This is a genomic window from Psychrobacter raelei (assembly GCF_022631235.3).
Taxonomy (GTDB): Bacteria; Pseudomonadota; Gammaproteobacteria; order Pseudomonadales; family Moraxellaceae; genus Psychrobacter; species Psychrobacter raelei.
Map to the genome: position 1 here is coordinate 48,750 of NZ_CP093310.2, position 20,725 is coordinate 69,474.

General features: G+C 45.5%; 20 protein-coding genes, 2 pseudogenes and 1 other annotated feature. Of the genes and pseudogenes, 10 read left to right on the forward strand and 12 right to left on the reverse strand.

The features are described from left to right. Nucleotides 1-220: 220 nt before the first annotated feature. The 3 genes from MN210_RS00180 to MN210_RS00190 form a co-directional block, all read right to left on the reverse strand. A complete protein-coding gene (locus MN210_RS00180) occupies nt 221-763 on the reverse strand; it encodes an acyl-CoA thioesterase (protein ID WP_011959329.1) in 543 nt (180 codons plus the stop codon). Nucleotides 764-892: 129 nt separating this feature from the next. Continuing rightward, nucleotides 893-2,053 carry a YheT family hydrolase gene (locus MN210_RS00185; RefSeq protein WP_338412350.1) on the reverse strand — a complete coding sequence of 387 codons (1,161 nt, stop codon included), beginning with the start codon at nt 2,051-2,053 and terminating at the stop codon, nt 893-895. Nucleotides 2,054-2,233: 180 nt separating this feature from the next. Beyond that, nucleotides 2,234-2,830 carry a YigZ family protein gene (locus MN210_RS00190; RefSeq protein ID WP_241878840.1) on the reverse strand — a complete coding sequence of 199 codons (597 nt, stop codon included), beginning with the start codon at nt 2,828-2,830 and terminating at the stop codon, nt 2,234-2,236. A 249-nt stretch (nt 2,831-3,079) separates the two neighbouring features. On the opposite strand from MN210_RS00190, the gene MN210_RS00195 reads away from it, so the two are divergent. The 3 genes from MN210_RS00195 (at nt 3,080) to MN210_RS00205 (ending at nt 4,933) form a co-directional block, all read left to right on the forward strand. Continuing rightward, on the forward strand, nt 3,080-3,784 hold the full coding sequence (locus MN210_RS00195) for a pseudouridine synthase (RefSeq protein ID WP_011959332.1): 705 nt from the start codon (nt 3,080-3,082) through the stop codon (nt 3,782-3,784). Between the two features lie 161 nt (nt 3,785-3,945). Then, on the forward strand, nt 3,946-4,473 hold the full coding sequence (locus MN210_RS00200) for a hypothetical protein (RefSeq protein WP_338412351.1): 528 nt from the start codon (nt 3,946-3,948) through the stop codon (nt 4,471-4,473). Between the two features lie 112 nt (nt 4,474-4,585). Further along, entirely contained in the window at nt 4,586-4,933 is a 348-nt protein-coding gene (locus MN210_RS00205) for a thioredoxin fold domain-containing protein (protein ID WP_425605657.1), read from the forward strand. Nucleotides 4,934-4,963: 30 nt separating this feature from the next. Here the strand turns inward: MN210_RS00205 and MN210_RS00210 are convergent, their stop codons facing one another. Then, a complete protein-coding gene (locus tag MN210_RS00210) occupies nt 4,964-5,623 on the reverse strand; it encodes a DUF2939 domain-containing protein (RefSeq protein WP_241878843.1) in 660 nt (219 codons plus the stop codon). Between the two features lie 213 nt (nt 5,624-5,836). Between MN210_RS00210 and dnaJ the strand changes: the two genes are divergently transcribed. The 3 genes from dnaJ to dapB are packed head-to-tail and all read left to right on the forward strand — an operon-like array spanning nt 5,837 to nt 8,020. Next, entirely contained in the window at nt 5,837-6,970 is a 1,134-nt protein-coding gene (gene dnaJ, locus MN210_RS00215) for a molecular chaperone DnaJ (RefSeq protein ID WP_011959335.1), read from the forward strand. 21 nt (nt 6,971-6,991) lie between these two features. Further along, a complete protein-coding gene (locus MN210_RS00220; RefSeq protein ID WP_162617725.1) occupies nt 6,992-7,135 on the forward strand; it encodes a hypothetical protein in 144 nt (47 codons plus the stop codon). A gap of 57 nt (nt 7,136-7,192) precedes the next feature. Further along, nucleotides 7,193-8,020, forward strand: a complete 828-nt coding sequence (gene dapB, locus MN210_RS00225) for a 4-hydroxy-tetrahydrodipicolinate reductase (RefSeq protein ID WP_011959337.1) — start codon at nt 7,193-7,195, stop codon at nt 8,018-8,020. A gap of 115 nt (nt 8,021-8,135) precedes the next feature. Here the strand turns inward: dapB and def are convergent, their stop codons facing one another. The 6 genes from def to erpA all read right to left on the reverse strand — a co-directional run bounded on the left by def (nt 8,136) and on the right by erpA (nt 14,235). Beyond that, a complete protein-coding gene (gene def, locus MN210_RS00230; protein WP_011959338.1) occupies nt 8,136-8,666 on the reverse strand; it encodes a peptide deformylase in 531 nt (176 codons plus the stop codon). A gap of 328 nt (nt 8,667-8,994) precedes the next feature. Beyond that, nucleotides 8,995-9,243: a GlsB/YeaQ/YmgE family stress response membrane protein gene (locus MN210_RS00235; protein WP_110815870.1), complete on the reverse strand. Its 249-nt coding sequence runs from the start codon at nt 9,241-9,243 to the stop codon at nt 8,995-8,997. A 339-nt stretch (nt 9,244-9,582) separates the two neighbouring features. Beyond that, nucleotides 9,583-11,094, reverse strand: a complete 1,512-nt coding sequence (gene mpl, locus MN210_RS00240; protein ID WP_110815871.1) for a UDP-N-acetylmuramate:L-alanyl-gamma-D-glutamyl-meso-diaminopimelate ligase — start codon at nt 11,092-11,094, stop codon at nt 9,583-9,585. Between the two features lie 58 nt (nt 11,095-11,152). After that, entirely contained in the window at nt 11,153-11,668 is a 516-nt protein-coding gene (locus MN210_RS00245) for a disulfide bond formation protein B (protein ID WP_011959341.1), read from the reverse strand. 235 nt (nt 11,669-11,903) lie between these two features. Next, nucleotides 11,904-13,484, reverse strand: coding sequence for a glutamate--cysteine ligase (gene gshA, locus MN210_RS00250; protein WP_241878844.1), 1,581 nt, complete (start codon nt 13,482-13,484; stop codon nt 11,904-11,906). Between the two features lie 421 nt (nt 13,485-13,905). Then, nucleotides 13,906-14,235 carry an iron-sulfur cluster insertion protein ErpA gene (erpA, locus tag MN210_RS00255; RefSeq protein ID WP_011959343.1) on the reverse strand — a complete coding sequence of 110 codons (330 nt, stop codon included), beginning with the start codon at nt 14,233-14,235 and terminating at the stop codon, nt 13,906-13,908. A 259-nt stretch (nt 14,236-14,494) separates the two neighbouring features. On the opposite strand from erpA, the gene MN210_RS00260 reads away from it, so the two are divergent. The 3 genes from MN210_RS00260 (at nt 14,495) to MN210_RS00270 (ending at nt 18,109) form a co-directional block, all read left to right on the forward strand. After that, nucleotides 14,495-16,489 carry an ABC-F family ATP-binding cassette domain-containing protein gene (locus MN210_RS00260; protein ID WP_155586783.1) on the forward strand — a complete coding sequence of 665 codons (1,995 nt, stop codon included), beginning with the start codon at nt 14,495-14,497 and terminating at the stop codon, nt 16,487-16,489. Between the two features lie 231 nt (nt 16,490-16,720). Continuing rightward, complete coding sequence (locus tag MN210_RS00265; RefSeq protein WP_110815874.1) at nt 16,721-17,740, forward strand: DnaJ C-terminal domain-containing protein; 1,020 nt, start codon at nt 16,721-16,723, stop codon at nt 17,738-17,740. Between the two features lie 39 nt (nt 17,741-17,779). Next, nucleotides 17,780-18,109 (forward strand): chaperone modulator CbpM, encoded by a 330-nt coding sequence (locus tag MN210_RS00270; RefSeq protein ID WP_338412353.1) that lies wholly within the window; start codon nt 17,780-17,782, stop codon nt 18,107-18,109. 44 nt (nt 18,110-18,153) lie between these two features. Here MN210_RS00270 and MN210_RS00275 read toward each other — a convergent pair. Then, nucleotides 18,154-18,879: pseudogene (locus MN210_RS00275) on the reverse strand (RNA-guided endonuclease InsQ/TnpB family protein); the annotation flags it as partial. 49 nt (nt 18,880-18,928) lie between these two features. Here MN210_RS00275 and MN210_RS00280 point away from each other — a divergent pair. Further along, nucleotides 18,929-20,148 (forward strand): IS3 family transposase gene (locus MN210_RS00280; protein WP_406947902.1). Its coding sequence is split into 2 segments (ribosomal slippage): nt 18,929-19,205 and nt 19,205-20,148, totalling 1,221 coding nucleotides; the frame shifts between segments, so codons are not numbered across the junction. Further along, nucleotides 19,204-19,320 (forward strand) — a sequence feature (AL1L pseudoknot). Its footprint overlaps the gene before it by 117 nt. 40 nt (nt 20,149-20,188) lie before the next feature. Here the strand turns inward: MN210_RS00280 and MN210_RS00285 are convergent. Further along, nucleotides 20,189-20,572: pseudogene (locus MN210_RS00285) on the reverse strand (RNA-guided endonuclease InsQ/TnpB family protein); the annotation flags it as partial. Nucleotides 20,573-20,725: the final 153 nt, after the last annotated feature.

Genomic DNA, 20,725 nt, shown 5'->3' on the forward strand with positions numbered 1-20,725 from the left:
CTCATGGGTATTTTTATAATGCGAATTTGGCCCATTTTTGCATCGAATGTTTTAAATACATCGAATATTTTAAATACCAAATTACAGTTACACCCACAACCACAACCACAATCACAGTCACAGCCATAAAAAAAGAACCCACAGTATCGGAGTTCTTTTTGACACTTAGTCTTTTATGTAGCGACTGATTTAGAGGGGAATAACGGCCATCTGGGAGGGCTTAAACACTAGGCGGCCAAGGGCGATCGGCATCGCTTTTAATCCACTCGGCCACATAGCCTGTGGGCGGTAGTTTCCAGTCAGATTTACCCAGCGCATCTAGCACCTGTTGGGTCTGCAAAACGCGTCCACCTTTGGTCACGCCAGTACGCAGTAGTGCCGAAGAGCAAGGCTGACCCTTAACCCACATTGACTGCTCTACATAGATCCAGCGCTCATCAATAGCAGCAATACGCGTCTTGATGGTGACCAAGTCAAAAGCCCGAATACGCTTGCGGTATTGAATGGTACTGCCTGCCACCACCAGTCCCCAGCGGTTCTCAAGCAGCTGCTTGCCTAAGCCACTGCGCACCGCAAAGTCGGTACGACCCAAGTCATATAAGGTAAACACGCGGCCGTTATTCATCTCCAAGAAGTTATCGATATCCGTCAGGCTGCATCGAAACTGCATTGTGGCTACATCTTCTAGGCCAACGGTGTCCCCTTTTTTTTGGGCGACAATCGCCTTAACAATAGATTTGGTATAACGATAAAAAGGATACATACACAGGTCTCAAGATTGAAGGTAGGACTTAGATTATGCGCAAAACTGTCCTGCTTTCAAAGCAGCGGGCGTGCCTAAGGCGTCACCCGCAACCATTTTCTTGAGACCATAGGCAGATAGTAGCCGCCTTTATGAAGAGTGAGCTGCCTCATCGATGCCTACTGATTTAAAGTAAGCACTGACGGTTTCTGGAATCCAGTTGATATCGAACTTACCCTCTTTTGTGCTGGGTTTAGCGGCGCCATTTCGAGTGGTTTTAGCGGCTTTGGGTTGGTAGCGCAAATAGCCAATATGACCGCCATGCTTGGTGTCTAAGATAGTGACTTGGTCAGACACATCATTGGCGGTGGCGGTAAAGCCGATAAAGGGGTCATCTTTGGCACTGATCAGCAGCATAGGGTGGGCCACATCACCAAGATGGGGCAGAGCCGATGAGCGATAGTAGTAATCCGTATTTGAGCGGTAGCCATGGCGCGGCGCTGTAAATATGGTATCAAAATCACTGATACGATCGACCGACTTAATGGCTTCAATCTCCTCTTCACTGATCTCATTGAGCAAGGCTTTTTTAATAATGGGATTGAGCAGATATGGGGTGTAAATCTTATGGCTGACAAAGCGGTGCATACTTACCGCAGCAGAAGACATATCTACTGGAGCTGAGACCACCACTGCCGCTTCACACTGTGCGTCATCTGCGTATTCGCCCATATATTTGGCCAAGGCATTACCGCCTAGCGAGACCCCAACGGCATAGATATTCTGATAATGCTGTCTTAAGGTTTGTAGCATGTGATGAATCTCAGCGGTATCGCCGGCGTTATAGAATACTCGGCCTTTAGCCGGGACGCCGCCGCAGCTACGAAAGTGCGCCACCACAAAGTGCCACCCTTCAGCGTGCATCTGATGCGCCAATACTCGGGCATAGTGGCTGTCACTGCTGCCCTCCATACCATGGAACAATACCACAAGCGGGGTTGTTTCGATTTTATCATCGGTATTATCTACCGGATGTGCATCATAAAAGTCATAGGCCACATCGCTTTCATTCAACGAGTCGCGCAGGATTTCACGTCTGTATTTAGGCGCCTGTGGGGCAACAAACTTTGGCAAAATGGTTTGCAAATGCGGGTTGCTTAACCAAAATGGAGGGTTAAAAGGGGGAGGATTAAATTGGCCTCTTTTGCTCAATGAGAGGTGAGATCTGGCGGTGGCTCTTTTCTTTTTGGCAGCTTTTACGGCCACAATTCTTGTTTGTAATTTTATTTGTTTTTTTATTAGATCGATCATAGCAATGAGCTCATCTTGTTATTGGTATAAAAATATTATTGATACAGATGAAAAAGGCCAATAACTTCTCCGTCATCAACGGGTCGTTATCAACCTTTCAGAACGCTATAATGCCGTTAAAATGAGAAAAAACCAACAACTTTCAGTGAACGATTGGTTACTGAGATTTGTTATATTATGTTATTCCTGCTCCAATAGCCTGCCATATATGCTCAAACGCTCTTTTAGCGCCGCGACATTAGCCTCTGGCAAAGTGGCAGTTAAGGTAACACACTTACTATAGCTGACATCACCAATTTCACCGCCCATGTCCTCTACCACATAGCGCACTTGCGATTCATTGGCAAAATCCGCCTCAATCTCAACCTGAGTCATCGGCACATAAGTAGTGAGGGTCATCTCATCTACCACGGCCTGAGCTGAGCCGGCATAAGCCCGAGTCAAGCCACCAGCACCGAGCTTAATACCGCCAAAATAACGCACCACTATGACAATCACATTGCCAATACTTTTGTGCTGCAACACATTAAGGATCGGCCGCCCAGCAGTCCCATTGGGCTCTCCATCATCATCGAAACCGGCACTGGTGGTGTTATTGGGATCACCGATTATGTAAGCCCAACAGTGATGGCGGGCATCGGGATATTTGGCTCGCAATTGTTCCACGTGAAACATAGCTTTTTCACGGCTGTGAACCGGATAGGCGTAAGTAATAAAGTCAGACTTCTTGATTTCAAGTCGGGCGCTAACGGGCGCAGCTAAGGTTTGATAAGTCATAAGCGTTAGGGATTTAAGCGTTAGGGGTTATAGGTTATCGGGCTATAGATTTGTGAGTGGTTGATTAAAAATAAAAATAGACAAACTGCCAAAAATAGGTCGGGTCAAAAAAGTCATCAATCGCACCTAGAGCGGGTGTGTTAAACTGTGAATCATATTAACCACCCAAAAATATTTATATCTGATAAGTGAGGTTACCACTATTTTTTATAGTAGACCCATTCAGTTATAGAACCAAGGATACCATAAATGCGTTTAGACAAATTTATCAGCAAGGCCACCGAACTGTCGCGTAAAGAAGCGAAAAAAGTGCTGCACGCCAGTGAGATTACGGTCAATGATGAAGTAGTAAAAGATGGCAGCGTACACGTTGATGTGCTTAATGATGAAGTGATGTGGGCCGGTGAGCCGTTATCAGTGGCGACCGGTAGCCGCTATATTTTATTGCATAAGCCTGAAGGCTTTGAGTGTACCCTAAAACCCAAAGAATATCCGATTGTTACTGAACTTATCGCAGTGCCTGAGCTGAGTAACTTGCGTATCGCAGGCCGTCTTGATGTGGATACCACCGGTGCCTTAATCTTAAGTGATGATGGCAGCTGGCTACACCGAGTGACCAGCCCGCGTCATCTGCATGAAAAGGTGTATGAATTAACCTTAGCCGATGCTATGGATGAAGAAGCGCAAGCGCATGCGATCAAAAAAGTAGGCCAAGGCATCTTGCTAGATGGCGATTATGAGCCGACCAAGCCTGCGTTATTAGAATTCATTGATGAGACCCACGCGCGTCTAATTTTGACCGAAGGTAAATACCATCAAGTCAAACGTATGATGGCCTATTTTGGCAATAAAGTTGTTGAGCTACACCGTGCCAGCATTGGCGGCATAACACTTGAAGGATTAGAGAAAGGCGATAGCCGCTTCTTGACCGAAGATGAGGTAAATAGCTTCTAAATGATAGTAAGTTTATTCGTTTTTTTATTTAAATGGGCGCTTTAGGTGTCCATTTTTTTTGTCTATTTGATGCCTTATATTGATAGTATTGCTATGAATAGCTTAATAAAAAATAAGAAAATAATCGTTCAGACAAGTATAACAAGTAGGAGTAAGGGAGAATGACTTCAATAATTAAACCAATATTGGGTGCCAGTTATGGTGTTTTTTTATTAGCGGGTTTAATAGGATGCCAGAGTGCAGGTATTGGTGACAGTAGCGAAAATGTGAACTCTCAATTGCCCATAATCAAAACAGCACCATCCAGTTATGGCGATGATTTATTTTACAGCTATCCCTTTAAGACTTCAGACTTGTATCAAGTTAGAACAATGAAAGCACAAGGAGGCAAGCTGGTTTACCGTAATGGTTGTTTGGCATTATTTAATGGTTCTAAATACGTGACTCCGGTCTTTCCCAATGCAGTAACTGTCTTTGATAAACGGAATCAAACCTTAGAGATGCTACAGGTTAAATTTAATATGCAGGACATGATTATTGCAGGTGGCTTTGAGCAGTCGGCTGAAGATTATCTAAAGCAGAATCAGACAGTGACACAAGCCCCTGATCGCTGTTTACTCGATGAGGTGATGGTGTTAGATGGGGTCCCAGACAATTTGGGTAGAGTGTATGATGGGCTAGATGATTAGTGCATTGAGATAGATAGCCGAGATAGATAGTGAGCGCCTAACAAAATATAACAAATAGAGTCATCGGGGTAGGATAAATAAGCTATTGTTATTATGTCAATGTATATAATTTATTTGTCCTTATTGCCGAGTTCTACATCAGGATATGGCCAAGCTGAATGCCAAAGGTGTGACCGTTAAAGTCATCGCTTATCCTTACTATGAGCAGTCACCAGAACAAATGCGTCAGATATGGTGTACCACTGACAAAGCAGCTCGCAAACAAGCCTTAGATGAAGCGATGAGTGGCAAGCCTGTGAGCAATACCTGTCGCAGTGGCATCGATCATCTAAAGGCAAATCAGGTGAAGGTAGCAGGGCTGGCAGTATTTGCTACGCCTGCTATTTATCGAGAAGATGGGGCGGCATTTAACGCACCCTATAAAGACCCAAGTTTTCTCCCTTTTTTAGGGCTAAATTAACGCCTGAAGGCCGAACGAAATGTTAAGCGGCTAAGGCAACACCACGTTAATAATTTTCCAGCCAATTAGACCCTCACGCTGCATCTGTAGCGTCAGCGGGTAGCCTTTAACTTGACCTGACAGGGTAAAGCAGTTGATGCCGCAGTAAGACAGCTCTGGTTTGGCGCTGTCCTCGCCACTTTGAACATGGCTTTCAAGCTCTGTGGATTGTGCACTCATAATCTGCTGCATTTGGTTTTTGAGTACCGCATTGATATCACCACGCTGCACGATGATGTCTTGAATCAAGCGCTGCAAATCCACCTTATTACTGGCAATAGCCCACGCGGCAGCAAGCTCTTTGGTGGCTTGATTGGCTTGGCCTTGGGTATTAATTAGGCTACGGATATTTTCCTCAGTGACCGCCTTAGTGACTGACGCATGGATGAACTCATCGGCCGCTTCGGTTAATGCTTCACCGCCCAATTGTGCCACCAGCGGATACTGCTGCAAAGTGTTGGCAAACTTGCTGGTGAGCTGGTTTTGGATATTGGGCTGTAGCTGCTCAAAGTCGATGTGATGGGTCAAAGTAGCGCCATCATGGGTGTCATAAGCATTCTTGAGTTGATACGCAGCGTAGTAAGGTGATCCTGCAAAAATCACAACGGCAATAATAACTAGGCTAATCAGTAAAAATTTTAATGATTTCATAGAGGCGAGGTATCAACTTCAATAAATAACAGGGAGAATAGGGCGATTTTAGCATAATTGCTTGATAATTGAGGTGTTTGTCACCATTAAACAGGCAAAGTATTGATTAATTATTTTGAATCATTTAAACCATTGTGTGTTTAGTACCCATTTTAATGCCAACTATAAATGTGTTTCACGTGAAACATAGCCGGCATGTTGATAGGAGCCTCCATGAGTAAGCGAGATTTTTACGAAGTTTTAGGCGTTGATAGAAGCGCAGATGAGCGCGAGATTAAAAAGGCCTACCGTAAACTGGCCATGAAATACCACCCAGATCGTAATTCTGATGATCCTGATGCAGAAGAAAAATTCAAAGAAGCCTCGATGGCTTATGAAGTATTAAGCGATAAAGAAAAACGCTCAGCCTATGACCGCATGGGTCATGCAGCCTTCGAAAATGGCATGGGTGGCGGCGGCTTTGGTGGCGCAGGTGCGGGTAACTTCCAAGACATCTTCGGTGATATCTTTGGTAACTTCGGTGATATCTTCGGTCAATCTCGTGGGGGCGGTGGTCGTCAGCGCCGTGGCTCAGACTTACGCTATGTCATTGAGCTGAGCTTAGAAGAGGCCGTACGAGGCTGCAAAAAAGAAATCAGCTTTACCGCACCTGCCCCTTGTGAAACTTGTGATGGTAAAGGCGCTAAGAATGCCTCAGATATCCAAACGTGTAGTACTTGTGGTGGCCATGGTCAAGTACGCATGCAGCAAGGCTTCTTTGCAGTGCAGCAAACCTGTCCTAACTGTGGCGGCAGCGGTCAAGAGATTAAGAACCCTTGTAATGACTGCCATGGTACTGGCGTAAAAGATAAGTCACGCACCCTAGAGGTCTCTATCCCAGCCGGTGTTGACGATGGTGACAGAGTACGCTTGGCCGGTGAAGGCGAAGCGGGAGGCGCAGGCGTCCAAAACGGCGACTTATATGTTGAAGTGCGTGTCAAAGAACATCCTGTGTTCAAGCGCCAAGGTGCTGACCTTTATATGGATGTACCTGTGAGTATTACCGATGCGGCGCTCGGCAAAGAAGTGGAAATCCCAACGCTTGATGGCAAGGTCAAAATCAAAGTAGCTGAAGGCACCCAAAGTGGTAAGCTACTGCGTGTCCGCGGCAAGGGTGTCACCCCTGTACGCACCACCATGAAAGGCGACTTAATCTGCCGTATCATGGTTGAGACGCCTGTGAACCTAACCCGTGAACAAAAAGATTTACTGCGTCAGTTCCAAGACACTTTAGATGGTGACAGCAAGCATCATCAGTCGCCCAAGAAAAAATCTTTCTTTGAAAAGTTAGGCGATCTGTTTGACTAAGATAGCTTAGATGGCTCAGTTATGGCCCATATGTTTCACGTGAAACGTATGGGTTTTTTTGTGGGCTATCTGCTACTCCCCTTATGGCTAGATAATGGGGCAATCAAAATCAAAGGACGACTGTCAGGTAGACGTCAAACTTATCATGGCAACTTGCAAATTTAGCAGCATAGATAATCATGCTATTATTAGCCTCATACAGATTACTTAAAGGATAAAATAATGACTCAGACTGCATCACAGACCATCAAAGTAGGCGTGATTGGTGCCGGCGGCCGGATGGGGCGCATGTTAATTGAAGCGGTACACAACAATGCTAACACCGTATTGGCTGCCGCCATTGAGCGCAGTGGCTCAAGTCTTATCGGGGTAGATGCGGGCGAATTGATTGGTCAACACAAAAATCAGGTCGCCTTATCAGATGACTTAGCCGCTGAGCTTGGCAACATTGATGTGCTAATCGACTTTAGCTTGCCTGACGCCACTGAAAAAAATGTGCAGTTGTGCGCGAAGCACAAGGTGGCGATGGTGATCGGTACCACAGGCCTCAGTGAAGCCCAAGAAGCCATGCTTAATGCCGCCAGTGCTCAAATCCCTGTGGTGTATGCCGGCAACTATTCTACTGGTGTTAACGTGTCATTAAAGCTTATTGAGATGGCCGCTAAGGCTTTTGGTGATAGCGCTGATATCGAAGTCATTGAGTCACATCACAAGCACAAAGTCGATGCCCCTTCAGGTACCGCCTTTATGATGGCCAATGCCGCTGCTACCGCCCGTGGTCAGGACTTAAAACAAGTGGCTGTCTATGGCCGAGAGGGGCAAACTGGCGAGCGAAAACCAGGTAGCATTGGTATCCACGCTATTCGCGGCGGTGAAATCATTGGTGACCACAGTGTGATGCTAATAGCGGATGGTGAGATGGTGGAGATCAAGCATCATGCCCGTGAGCGTATGACCTTTGCCGCAGGTGCTGTGCGTGCGGCCACTTGGGTAGTGGCGCAGGCCCCAGGTCGCTATGACATGCAAGATGTTCTGGGCCTAAAGGGCTAAGGGCTGAGCCGCTCTGCTTTGATCTTCTAAATGGCCTAAAGTCAAAAAAGCCCATCACAGTTAAGTGTGATGGGCTTTTTTTTGGGTTTGATGTTTACCACGGTATCGTTAGCGACTAGGCTTTGTTGTGCTGTAGTTGCTTTTCACGGGTTTTAAGATATTTTTTGACCTTATCACGGGCACGGGTCTGCTTTAGGCGTGATAAATAATCGACGAACAAGACACCGTTTAAGTGATCCATTTCATGCTGGATACACACTGCCAATAGGCCTTCTGCAATCTCTTCAAAGGCATTGCCATCTGCATCAAGCGCTTCGATTTTCACTTTTACTGGACGATCCACTGAATCATAGACATCTGGTACCGATAGGCACCCTTCCTCGTAAGGCTTTTTATCTTCCACCAACGGGGTAACTTTGGGGTTAATAAATACACGAGGCGAGTCATTGTTTTCAGACAAATCCATGACGATAAGCTGAATATGACGATCCACTTGAGTGGCTGCAAGCCCAATGCCTTTGGCGTCATACATGGTTTCAATCATGTCTTTGATAAGCTGTTTTATTTCAGCATCAACAGTTTTGATCGGCTCTGCGATGGTACGCAGCCTAGGGTCGGGGTAGCTTAAAATCGGTAATATGGCCATAAGAAATCACGCAATGAGTTAATTAATAGGTAAATGAGAGATGCAATTAAACGAAAAGTGCCGTTAAATAAAACGTGTAATCAAATCAAAAATGCAATAAGAGACAGTCGTTAGACTATTATATCTAACTGAATGAGGGGGGAGGGCATAAATATCAAGGTGCTACATTCAAAAAAGGCGAGTCAAAAAAAGGTGAATCAAAAAAAGCGGACTTGAGGAGAAGTCCGCTGCAAACATAGTTAGGGTTACCGCTTGTTATTATTATTATTTAGTGAGCCATTTGATCTCATAAGATGTTTGCGCTCAATCACGTCTTAATCATGCTCTATTAGCGTTTGCTCATGATCAATTCATAGATGAACAATAAGATAATAGCACCAATTACTGAGAAAGCCAGACCGATAAAGCCGCCATCAGCGTTCATGCCAATTGCACTGGCGATAAAGCCACCAACTAACGCCCCTGCGATACCCAGTACGATGGTCATAATCCAGCCCATAGCATCGTTGCCTGGCTTAATAGCACGTGCCAATAAACCGGCAATCAAACCTATAATAATTGTCCAAATAATACTCATGAAGTCTCTTCCTTACAAAAATTGTGATGGTGTTTTAACCATCTAATATGTTTAACTAATAATTTTAATAGTCGTTTTATAAGTTACTTATACCGTCGCTAAGACGGTACAGAACTTTCTAATAAGGATTTTAATCAATAACTTATACAGGTGCTAAGGCTGAATTGTTAAGTACGTACGAGCTATGTGAGTTTAGTTGGGCGATTGATTGAAATTGGCAGTTTTTGGGTAATTGATTGTATAATTTATATAGAGTTTTGTTTCAAGCGAGGTTGATACATAAAAAAGCCCCATTGTGTTACCAATGAGGCCGTCTTATGTATTTGATGTGATTAAAAATTAGTCTTTTTTTAGTGCCGCAATAAAGCGCTGATGAATGCCCTCAAAGCCGCCATTAGACATAATGATAATGGCGTCATCTTGAGAAGATTGGCCAAGCTTGGCGCAAATATGGTCAATGATCTTTTGGGTGTCATTCATCACGTATTGCTGGTTGCTGATATTAGCGCCCTCAATGACATCAGTTAGACCCCATTCCAAACCGGCAGGCTCATACCAGATCACCTCATCTGCCAGCTGTGCTGAAGCCGCCAGATTGTCCTTGTGTACCCCAAGCTTCATGGTATTGCTGCGCGGCTCAATAATGGCCCAAATTTTGGCGCCTTTTAATTTCTTTTTGGCACCATCTAAGGTGGTGGTAATCGCTGTGGGATGATGGGCAAAGTCATCAAATACTTTTATTCCAAAAGTGCTGCCACTCTCAGCAGCGCCTAGCTCTGCGATCAGCTCCATGCGGCGCTTAATACCAGAGAACTGCGATAACGCCGCACAAGCATCGGCCACGCTGATACCGATGTCATAAGCGGCCGCCACGGCCACCATAGCATTCTCGACATTGTGACGGCCACTCATGCCCCAGTGTACCTCGCCACTCAAGACGTCGCCTTGGGTATTGGTGAAGTGAATGGCAAATTGACTGCCATCTTCGCTGATAAGCTCAGCCTGCCAGGCGATAGAGTCATCTTGGACGGCTTTATCTTGAACGCTCTTATCTTGCTGCCCGTTATTGGCAATCTGGGTGCGCCAGATGGGGGTCCAGCAGCCTTTGTCTATGGTGGCCTCTAAGCTTGGCGTATGAGCCGGCATAATAATTTGCCCAGAGCTTGGGATCATACGAATCATATGGTGGAACTGCGTCTGAATGGCATCCAAATCTTTAAAAATGTCAGCGTGATCAAACTCAAGGTTATTCAAGATAGCGGTACGCGGGCGATAATGTACAAATTTTGAGCGTTTATCAAAGAAGGCTGAGTCATACTCATCGGCTTCAATCACGAAGTAACCACGCCCGCCTTGGGCATTTTTATCAGCGCCCAAGTAGCTGCTGTGAGCAAAGGCTTTAGTCAGATTGTCATTCTCGCTCTCGACCAAAGGCACACCACCAATTAAGAAGCCGGCATCGATACCGCAGTAATGCAGCACCCAAGCGAGCATAGTGGTGGTGGTGGTTTTTCCATGAGTACCCGCCACCGCCAATACATGGCGATGTTGTAACACATGCTCTGACAAAAACTGCGGCCCTGAGGTGTAGGGTATGCCAGTATCCAGCATGTACTCTACCGCTTCAATGCCCCGTTTCATGGCATTGCCCACGATAACCAAGTCAGGCGCAGGCTGTAAATGAGTGGCATGATAGCCTTCTTGAATACTGACCCCAGCACGTTCTAGCTGAGTGGACATAGGGGGATAAATATTGGCGTCAGAACCGGTGACAGTATGGCCAAGATCGCGAGCCAACAATGCAAGTGACCCCATAAATGTGCCACAGATACCTAAAATATGAACGTGCATGGAACCTCTGATGTCTATCTAATAAATGAAAGCTAAATGAATGAACGCTGATGCACTACTAAGCGGTGCGCTTGCTAATAATACGCCATAAGACCAGTAGGTTAACCAAAATCAACGCGGTAAACAAGATAAGCGCTTGTTCTGGGATAGATAAGCCCAAAAATCTCCAGCTGATCTCAGCACATTCACCTGAACCGGATAAAACTTGATTAATCACCTGCTTCATCGGTAACGCCTCAAGGAAGTAATCCAGACCAGGGCCACACGCCGGTACTTGATCAGCGGGCAAATGTTGAATCCACACATGACGCGCTGCCACACCTGCCGACCATAAGATACCAGCCATTGACCCTATCCACAGCAGTAATTGCATTCCCATTTTTTTGGGATGGCCCACAGCAGCAATCAGCGAAAATCCGCCCATGACCATCAAGCCGATACGTTGAAAAATACACAAGGGGCAAGGTTCAAGCCCTTTGTAGTTTTGCAAAAATATAATGGCAAATAGCATGGCCACGACAGAGGCGATGAACAAAATAAAGTTTAACGCACGGTAAGTGAGGAGGCGCTGCATAAAAGTTTGCTCCTTAGGAACACTAACAAAGAGAGCCAGTATAATTAGCTAATACAGCTAATAATGATATCGGCAACATTAAGCGTTATATTCTAAACTCAAAAACCAGATTCAGAAAATTATTTCTGTGAACAGCTCAGATAAGGCTTTGCATCATTTGTGGTCGCTTCTTGACAGCCTAATAACCCTTATTGTCTGGCAAAACCTGACACGCTTATGATGAGCGCAAAAGCCTTTATCTATAATGCTGAATATAGTCATAGAAGTCTTGTGAGTCGTCTTTTTCAAGCTCCTGCTGCTGTAGCCAAGATTTTTCGGCCAACACTTCATATTTGGCCTGAGTTTTTGGACTCAATGAGCTGCGCAGGATAGATTCACGGTGCTGCTGGGCTAGGGCATGACCCAGCTGCCAAGTGCTGCCCAGTCTTTGGGTATCGGCCAAGACTTGAGCGGACAAGGTGGCATCGGGGTATACCGCTTTGCCTAGCATTAAGGTGACGGCCACACGATAATTATTGCCGCCATATTCTGCATCTAATAACGTGGCTAGAGGCATCATGGCCTCTAAGTGCTGCTGCATCCACTCGCTTAGGTTTTGCTCGCTACCGTCACAAGTTTGGATGGTCAAGTCTGGAGCACGACCGTTATTGACCACACGCTCAAGGTTTTCTGCCAGTACCGCATCCTCTTCTGGCAGTAAGTCAGGTGAGTCGGTAAGCAGGCAGTACAGTGCCAATACTTCTAAGAAACAGGCGGTCGATAAGCGAATACCGATATCACTATAGGGGTCTAAGTCAACGGCTCTAAACTCCACATAAGCGATGCCGCGCGCCTCTAAGGCATGGCTTGGAGCTTCTTCAGACTCAGCAATTTGTTTGGGGCGGATTGGGCTGTAGTATTCATTTTCGATCTGTAAAATATGATCGTTAATCTGAATCGGATTGCCCTCATCGTCATCTAGACCAAGCTCGGTAAAGCCTGAGAACGGGGTATTGATAGCGCGGCGCAGACCTTCGATATATTCAGGTAAATTGTTATAGCGGATGTCTAATTGATCTTGAACACTGTTGGTATAGCCCAATTTGCCCATACGCAGACTGGTGGCTTTGGGACTATAGTAAGTGGTGTTATTCATCAGCTGTAAGTTGTGCTTACGGCCAGTTAAGAAGCAAGGACATACTGAGGGACTGGCGCCAGTTAAATACAGCACCAAGCTGCTCATGCGCTTAAAGTTACGAATCAGGCCTAAGTATTTGGCGTTTTTAAATTCGCTCAATGACTCTAATTGCTCCGACTTAGGGGTGTTGTCACGCCAAGCGCTGAATAAATCGTCCCCAAATGACAGGTTGTAATGCAGACCGGCGATGGTTTGCATCCGGCGACCATAACGTATGCCAAGCCCACTGCGATATAAAGTCTTTAAGCGGCCGACATTAGAGCTGCCATATTCGGCCAGAGGAATGTCATTGTCATCGGATGAGAGCATACAAGGCATAGACAGCGGCCACATCAGCTCCCCATCTTCTAAAGACTGATACACCAAAACATGCAGCTCACGCAGCATATTAAGGGTCTCGGCCACAGTGGACTTAGGCGAGGTGATCAGCTCAAGTAAGCTCTCTGAATAATCGGTGGTGATATAAGGATGGGTCAATTTTGAGCCCAAAGATTGAGGATGCGGCGTCTGAGCCAAGTATCCATCAGACTGCATTCTTAACCCCTCTTTTTCTATACCACGCAACATGCCAGATAAGTGCTGGCTGGTTAACCAAGAGGGTATTAGAGGCTGGTGATTTGGGGCGGTTACTTCAGTCATACTATAGTCTCAAAATCAAAGGGGCCCATCACTGTTATTATAATTTTCAGTGGATATGGCGTTGTTTCTATCGGCAATATTTGGCCATTTATATTGTGATTAAGTGTAGCTTAAACCCATTTAAAAATCATATGTGGTTACAAATGATTGTAAAACAATAGGTAATAAGTCTTCAAAATATAGTTAAAAAATAACCGCTACAGTCTAAATAAAGACAGCTTGTAGCGGTTTTATGGCATTACTTTGCACAATAACGTGTCATTAGCAATCAGGTCTTTGGTATTCATAACTTATCTGCTTGAAATAAAAGCAGATATGGCAGGCTAAGCGATAGACGGTGTCAGAAGTTAAAGCAATGTGGTAGAGCGGTGACACTCATGTTGCCAAGGGCTTTAACCCAATGCTTAATGTGGGTCACAGCCTAAATAGAAAAAGAGGAGCCACAGCCGCAAGTGGTGGTCGCATTGGGGTTGGTTACCACGAAGCGTGCCCCTTCAAGCCCTTCTGTATAATCTACCGTTGAGCCTTGCAGGTATTGGTAACTGAGTGAGTCGACCAATAAGGTAACATCGGCATTCTCAAAACTGGCATCATCTTCGCCTTCTTCATCAGCGAAGTTAAAACCGTATGAAAAACCCGAACACCCACCACCAGTGACATACACTCGTAGCATAAGGTTGTTATCGCCTTCTTCTTCACGTAATTTGCGAACTTTATTAGCCGCACTGTCAGTTAGGGTAATGGTAGTCATAGTATCCTCGTAAAGCGCAAAACTTCACTGAACGTAAAATCAAATAGTCACACGCACCTGTCTTACAATAAGCAAAGAGGCAGATGAATAACTTAGCAGTGATTTTACGGTTATTTAAATTATTAGTCATTCAGTATAGCATAATGAGGCATAATGCTTGATTTTCAATGTCGCATAGCTGACCCTTTGTCCGTTTTTTGTTGAAAAAATTGTTAACTGGCTTAACCTGCGAAGAAATAACCAAAAGTGATTATTATCCATGATTGAATTTAATAAAGTTAGTGTCCGCCGTGATGGTAGAGTGCTATTTTCAGAGGCCACCTTTCAGATCCATCCGGGTCAAAAAGTGGGGTTGACCGGCAATAATGGTACCGGCAAATCCACCCTTTTTGGGGTAATCTTAACCTATATGGGTGAGCGCACCACCGATGAGCTGACCGTGGATGCGGGCAATATCAGTATTCCAAGCGGCTGGGAAGTGGCGCACATGGCGCAGGAAGTCGAGGGCAGCGCTCAGCCGGCCATTGACTATGTGCTAAGCGGTGATAAAGAGTGGTATGAGATTAACCAAAAAATGATGGCGCCTGATGAGTTAAGCGATGATGACATTGCACACCTGTATCAGCGCTTTGATGAGATTGATGGCTATCGTACGCCGACCACAGCGGCGCAAATTATGGCCGGACTTGGGTTTCAGCCCACTCAGCATGAGCTGCCGGTGAATGATTTTTCAGGCGGCTGGCGCATGCGCTTAAACTTGGCCAAAACCTTGATGAGTCGTGCTGACTTGCTACTGCTTGATGAACCCACCAACCATTTGGACTTAGATGCCATTTTATGGCTTGAGGACTGGATTGCTAAGTTTGATGGCACTGTTCTGCTGATCTCACATGACCAAACTTTTTTGGATGCCACCATTGGCTTTATTTTGCATGTCGAAAATCAGCGCTTGACCTTATATACCGGCAACTATTCGCAATTTGTGCGTACCCGCAGTGAGCGTCTGGCGCAGCAGCAGCAAGCTTATGAGAAGCAAGAAACCACGCGTGCTCATTTAGAAGACTTTGTACGCCGCTTCCGTGCCAAAGCGTCTAAAGCGAAGCAGGCGCAAAGCCGCTTAAAGCAACTCGAGCGTATGGCCGACCTGTCGCCTGTGATGGCAGACAACCCCTTTACTTTCCAGTTTTATGAGCCCAGTCACATGAGCTCACCTCTGATTTCGCTTAAGGGTGCGGACATTGGCTATAACGGTAAGCCGCTATTGACCCACACCAGTCTGGAGATTACCCCTGACACCCGCATTGGTCTGCTGGGTATGAATGGCGCGGGCAAGTCAACCTTGATCAAGGCCTTGGTGGGGGAGCTTGAGCCAATTACCGGAACTTATAAAGTATCGGACACCCTGCATATTGGCTATTTTAACCAGCATCAAATGGACAGCTTAGATGCAGAAGCCACGCCGCTGATTATGATGCGTCGTTTGGCCGGCAAAACCTCGGATGCTGAATTAAGATCATTTTTAGGCAGTTTTGATTTTCGTGGTGACCGTATTGATACCCCAAGCAAGCTATTCTCAGGGGGTGAGCGTGCTCGCTTAACGTTGGCACTGATCGTCTGGCAAAAGCCCAACGTCTTGGTGCTTGATGAGCCGACCAACCATTTGGATTTGCAAATGCGTCAAGCGTTGACCATGGCGCTACAAGGCTTCGCTGGTGCGGTAGTCTTGGTGTCGCATGACCGTGAATTGATTGCCAATGTCTGTGATGAGCTGTATCTGGTGCACAATGGCAAGCTGCAAGAGTTTGAAGGGGATGTCTCAGACTATGGTAAATGGCTGTCTGAGCAGCGCAAATCTGATGCCAAAGAGGCGGCAAAAGAAAGCCGTGATGCCAAAACGGTTCAAGCGGCAGCTGCCAAAAAAGCAGAAGAGGCCAAAAAAGCCGCAGCAGCTAAAGCAGCGGCTGAAGACAATCAGTTGACCAAAGAAGAGCGCCGCAAATTGGCCGCAGAGCAGCGTAAGCTCACTGCCCCCATTCGTAAGCGTATTGAGCAAGCTGAAAAGCAGCTGGATAAAGTGGCCGCAAGCTTAGAGGCACTAGAGCAGAAGCTGGCTGATACCTCACTGTATGAGGACAGCCGCAAAGATGAGCTGTTAACGCTGCTTGATGAGCAGGCCAAGCTACAGCAGCAGCAAGCTTCGCTTGAAGAGGATATGCTGATGGCGATGACTGAGCTTGAACAGTATGAGTCGTAAAGTGGGTATATAAAACCATACTGCCCAAACTGTTATGAAGCGTTATAAAAAAAGAGCCGTTAAACGGCTCTTTTTTTGTGGAAATTTATCTGTCAAAACCTAAGCCATTGCCTTTAATTAACCGACGAGCACAAAAAAGTATCAATAAGCAACGGTGAAATATGAGTTAATAACCCTTATATATACCGATATAAAGCAACTCTTTAGACCGCTTAAATAAGGATAATAACAATGGCAGAAAAAAGTTTTTATGAGGTTTTGGGTGTCAGCAAAGACGCCTCAGAACAAGAGATTAAAAAGGCTTATCGTAAATTGGTGCGCAAATATCATCCGGATGTCAGTGATGCCAAAGATGCCGATGAAAAAATTGCAGAAATCAATAATGCCTATGAGACTTTAAGAGATAAAGAAAAACGCGCCCAGTACGATGCGATGCAGGCCAATCCCTTTGCAGGTGCAGGCTTTGGTAGCGGTGCAGGATTTGGGAGCGGTGGCTCTGGAGCACAAGGTGGCTTTAGATGGGAGGACATAAAAGATCAGTTCGGGGAAGGGGCGCCATTTGGCAGTGGTAGCTTCCGCTTCGATGATATTTTTTCAGCATTTGGTGCCGGCAGGGGTGGTGCTCAGTCCTCTCGTCAATCTGGCTTTGAGGGCTATGACCACTTTGGCAGTGGCTTTAAAGATGCAGGCCCAGCGCCCGGTCAAGACCAACACGCTGAGATTAATGTCAGCTTAGACTCGGTATACAGCGGCGATGACTATAGCATTAAATTAAATGTACCCAGTCGCCAGCCCAATGGCAGTGTCATTCAAGAACAAAAAACCCTAAAAATTAAGATTCCTAAGGGCATCACTGAAGGTAAGCAAATTCGCTTAAGTGGCCAGGGCGCGGCAAGCTATGGCGGCGGCAAAAATGGCGACTTGTTCTTAAAAGTAAAAATCACCCACGATGCCAATATTCGCCTAGAAGGCGCGGATGTGTATCAAACCGTGAATATTACCCCTTGGGAAGCTGCGCTGGGCGAGAAGATTAATATCAGTACCCCCGCGGGTACACTTGGGGTGACCATTCCCAAAAACAGTAAGTCGGGCAGCAACTTACGAGTGAAAGGTAAAGGCATTCCCGCCAAGCAAGCTGGGGATTTATATTTGACCTTAAATATTGTTAATCCTGAGCTGACCACTGAGGCCCAAAAGGAGGCATTCGCTGCGCTAAAAGCCAGTTTTGCTGAGGCTGAAATAAAGCGTTGATAGCGCCAATAAAAATATAAGCATAAGAGGAGAGTTATCATGCAACACTCTAGTGAATTCAACGATATTATTATGAGCCTAGATGAGCTCATTGCCGCTTGTGGGGCTGAGCGCGGTTGGGTTTTGGCGTTGATTGAAGAAAATATCATTGAATATGATGTGCCCGAAAAGCAGCAATTCACCGGTTCTCAGCTGGCCACAGTACGCCGAGCTTCCCGATTGAGCCGAGATTTTGAGGCCAGTATTCCGGCTATTGGCTTAATTTTAGAGCTGTTAGATGAGGTTGAGCAGCTGCGTCAGTACAAGCGTCAGCAAGAAGCTGCCACCAACTCTGTGTACACCATTGAGGTCGACTTTCAGCAAAAATAGGCCAAAGCCATATCTTAAGTGATAACCTTGACTTCCTCCCCTCGCTAAACCGAGGGGATTCCTACAGCTAGACGGTCAAGCCCGACCGCAAGGATGTTCTTAGCAGCATTGATATCTCTATCATGCCATGTGCCACACTCAGCACACCTCCATCCTCTTATTCCAAGACCTGCTCTACCGCTCAAGCTACTACCGCTTATTTTAAGGCAGTACGAGCAGGTCTGGGTAGTGTAACTCTCATTCACTATCTCAAACTGACAACCTGCATGCTTGCATTTATATTCCAGTTGTCTTTTGAGTTCAAACCATCCTGCATCATATGTCAATTTAGCTAGGTTGGTCATCGAATTAGTGAATGAGCGTGATTTAACATCACCAACCACAATTAAGGCATTATCCTTAACTAATTGGGTGGTGAATTTGTGTATGGCATCTAATCTTGAGTTTTTAATTTTGGCGTGTATTGCCTTTACCCGGCTTTTATTGTTTGCACGCTGGGCGACTGCTAATTTATTCGCCCATTTTTGAGTTTGTTTAGTTGTCAGCTTGTCACCGTTTGATGTGGTAGCAGACTGCTTTAAGCCTAAGTCAATACCAACGCTGCCTTTGCCACTTGCTTGTCTAGGAAAATCTTTGACGGTAATACAGGCATACCAACGATTACGGCTGTCTTGCACTATCTCAAGCGTGTTAATTTGATACAAAGACAAATTGTAGCTATCGAATACGTCTATGATAAGCTTTTGACCTTTACAGAGCGATAGCTGTATGAACCGCCCCGGGATTGTCGGAGACTCAATTTTCTGAGAGAATACGACAATGAAAACACGAAACTATACCCCTGAAATGAAAGAGCGAGCCGTCCGTATGCTAATTGAAGCTAAAGACGACTACCCATCCACCTGGTCAGCCATCAAAGCTATAGCACCAAAGATAGGTTGCACACCTGAGACCCTACGATCATGGCATAAAAAGCACGTAGATAAAACCATTCCTGCAAACATTCAAGCTCAAAGCCAAGCGGAGCGTATCAAAGAGCTTGAACGTGAGAACAGAGAGTTAAAGCAAGCCAATGAGATTATAAAGAAAGCAGCCGCTTTTTTCGCCCAGGCGGAGCTCGACCGCAAACCCAAGTAATGGTTGATTTTATTGACGACCACAAACAACAATATGGAGTCGAGCCAATCTGTAGAGTACTACCGATTGCTCCATCCACATACTATCGTGTTAAAGAGCTAGAAGAAAGTCCTGAAAAGCGTTCACAGCGTAGTCAGCATGACGACTTCTATCTTAATGAGATTAAACGTATTTGGAAGGACAGCAAATGCCGATACGGCGCTCGTAAAGTCTGGAAACAGTTGAAGGCAGAGGGTATACATCCTGCACGTTGCACTGTAGAGCGGTTAATGCGTCAGCATGGTATGCAGGGTATTTGGCGAGGTAAGGGTAAGGTAACCACTAAGTCTCGTGATGATCAAAAGCGTGCTGATGATTTAGTTAATCGTAACTTTAATGCCCATCGCCCTAACCAGCTATGGGTTGCTGACTTTACTTACGTTAAAACATTGAGTGGTTGGGTCTATACTGCCTTTATCATTGATGTGTTTGCTCGCGCTATCGTTGGTTGGAAAGTATCAGATCGAATGAACACGGATATGGTGATGGCAGCGTTAAATCAAGCCATTGCAGACAGAAACCATCCTAAAGATGTCATTCATCATAGTGATCGCGGCGTTCAGTACTTATCCATTCGCTATACGGATAAGATGGCTGATTCTGGCGTTATTGCATCTGTTGGTACAACCGGTGATTCATACGATAATGCGTTAGCTGAAACGGTTAACGGGCTTTATAAAACAGAGGTGATTGAATATTTAAAACAGCAGTGGCGGGATGCGTATGATGTTGAATTAGCAACCCTTGAATGGGTCGATTGGTTTAACAAAACTCGCATTCATAGTACGATTGGTTATGTGTCGCCTTTTGAGTTTGAGAGACGATACTATGATAGCCTTAATGAGTCAGACAAAGCTGCCTGACTCAAGCAATCAACTCTCCGATATAGTCGGGGCGGTTCAGTATGGTTGATTTAAGTGCTTTTTTACCTGTTTGTCTGGTATGTAGATACTTTATGGCAGACTTTTTAAAAGGTATCCAGCCAAGTGATTTGCGTTTGGCATCCACACGGTTGGTTCGCCAATTGAGTTTGGCTTTTTTAAACTGCTTACGAGATTTGGCATGAGTTTCGTTGATGGCTTGCAAAGTTTGCGAGTGTAAGCCTAAATACTCACCACTGCCTTTGGTGTATTGGCTTAAATCATAGGCGGAAAAGTACTTACCTGTGCGTCTTACATGCTCAAAGCTTAACGCATTAACATAGTTCCACGCATAGTTAACACTCCCAGCTAGTTTGTTTAGCTGGTTTGCATGTTTGTCTTTGATGCGTAGCTTGAGTGTTTTCATAGGGTTAGTATGGCGAGGTTAATTTTAACTTGCAATACTTTAAGTGCTGATCACGACAGTGTGTGTCGCCTTATATCCACCCCCTGAAGTGGGTGGCTTTACGGCGACCGGTGATAAAAAAAACCTCAGCACTATGGTGCTGAGATTTTTTTA

Coding starts and splice junctions, on each gene's coding strand:
- MN210_RS00180 (WP_011959329.1), bottom strand. CDS start 763: ATGTATCCTTTTTATCGTTATACCAAATCTATTGTTAAGGCGATTGTC.
- MN210_RS00185 (WP_338412350.1), bottom strand. CDS start 2,053: ATGATCGATCTAATAAAAAAACAAATAAAATTACAAACAAGAATTGTG.
- MN210_RS00190 (WP_241878840.1), bottom strand. CDS start 2,830: ATGACTTATCAAACCTTAGCTGCGCCCGTTAGCGCCCGACTTGAAATC.
- MN210_RS00195 (WP_011959332.1), top strand. CDS start 3,080: ATGCGTTTAGACAAATTTATCAGCAAGGCCACCGAACTGTCGCGTAAA.
- MN210_RS00200 (WP_338412351.1), top strand. CDS start 3,946: ATGACTTCAATAATTAAACCAATATTGGGTGCCAGTTATGGTGTTTTT.
- MN210_RS00210 (WP_241878843.1), bottom strand. CDS start 5,623: ATGAAATCATTAAAATTTTTACTGATTAGCCTAGTTATTATTGCCGTT.
- dnaJ (WP_011959335.1), top strand. CDS start 5,837: ATGAGTAAGCGAGATTTTTACGAAGTTTTAGGCGTTGATAGAAGCGCA.
- MN210_RS00220 (WP_162617725.1), top strand. CDS start 6,992: ATGGCCCATATGTTTCACGTGAAACGTATGGGTTTTTTTGTGGGCTAT.
- dapB (WP_011959337.1), top strand. CDS start 7,193: ATGACTCAGACTGCATCACAGACCATCAAAGTAGGCGTGATTGGTGCC.
- def (WP_011959338.1), bottom strand. CDS start 8,666: ATGGCCATATTACCGATTTTAAGCTACCCCGACCCTAGGCTGCGTACC.
- MN210_RS00235 (WP_110815870.1), bottom strand. CDS start 9,243: ATGAGTATTATTTGGACAATTATTATAGGTTTGATTGCCGGTTTATTG.
- mpl (WP_110815871.1), bottom strand. CDS start 11,094: ATGCACGTTCATATTTTAGGTATCTGTGGCACATTTATGGGGTCACTT.
- MN210_RS00245 (WP_011959341.1), bottom strand. CDS start 11,668: ATGCAGCGCCTCCTCACTTACCGTGCGTTAAACTTTATTTTGTTCATC.
- gshA (WP_241878844.1), bottom strand. CDS start 13,484: ATGACTGAAGTAACCGCCCCAAATCACCAGCCTCTAATACCCTCTTGG.
- erpA (WP_011959343.1), bottom strand. CDS start 14,235: ATGACTACCATTACCCTAACTGACAGTGCGGCTAATAAAGTTCGCAAA.
- MN210_RS00260 (WP_155586783.1), top strand. CDS start 14,495: ATGATTGAATTTAATAAAGTTAGTGTCCGCCGTGATGGTAGAGTGCTA.
- MN210_RS00265 (WP_110815874.1), top strand. CDS start 16,721: ATGGCAGAAAAAAGTTTTTATGAGGTTTTGGGTGTCAGCAAAGACGCC.
- MN210_RS00270 (WP_338412353.1), top strand. CDS start 17,780: ATGCAACACTCTAGTGAATTCAACGATATTATTATGAGCCTAGATGAG.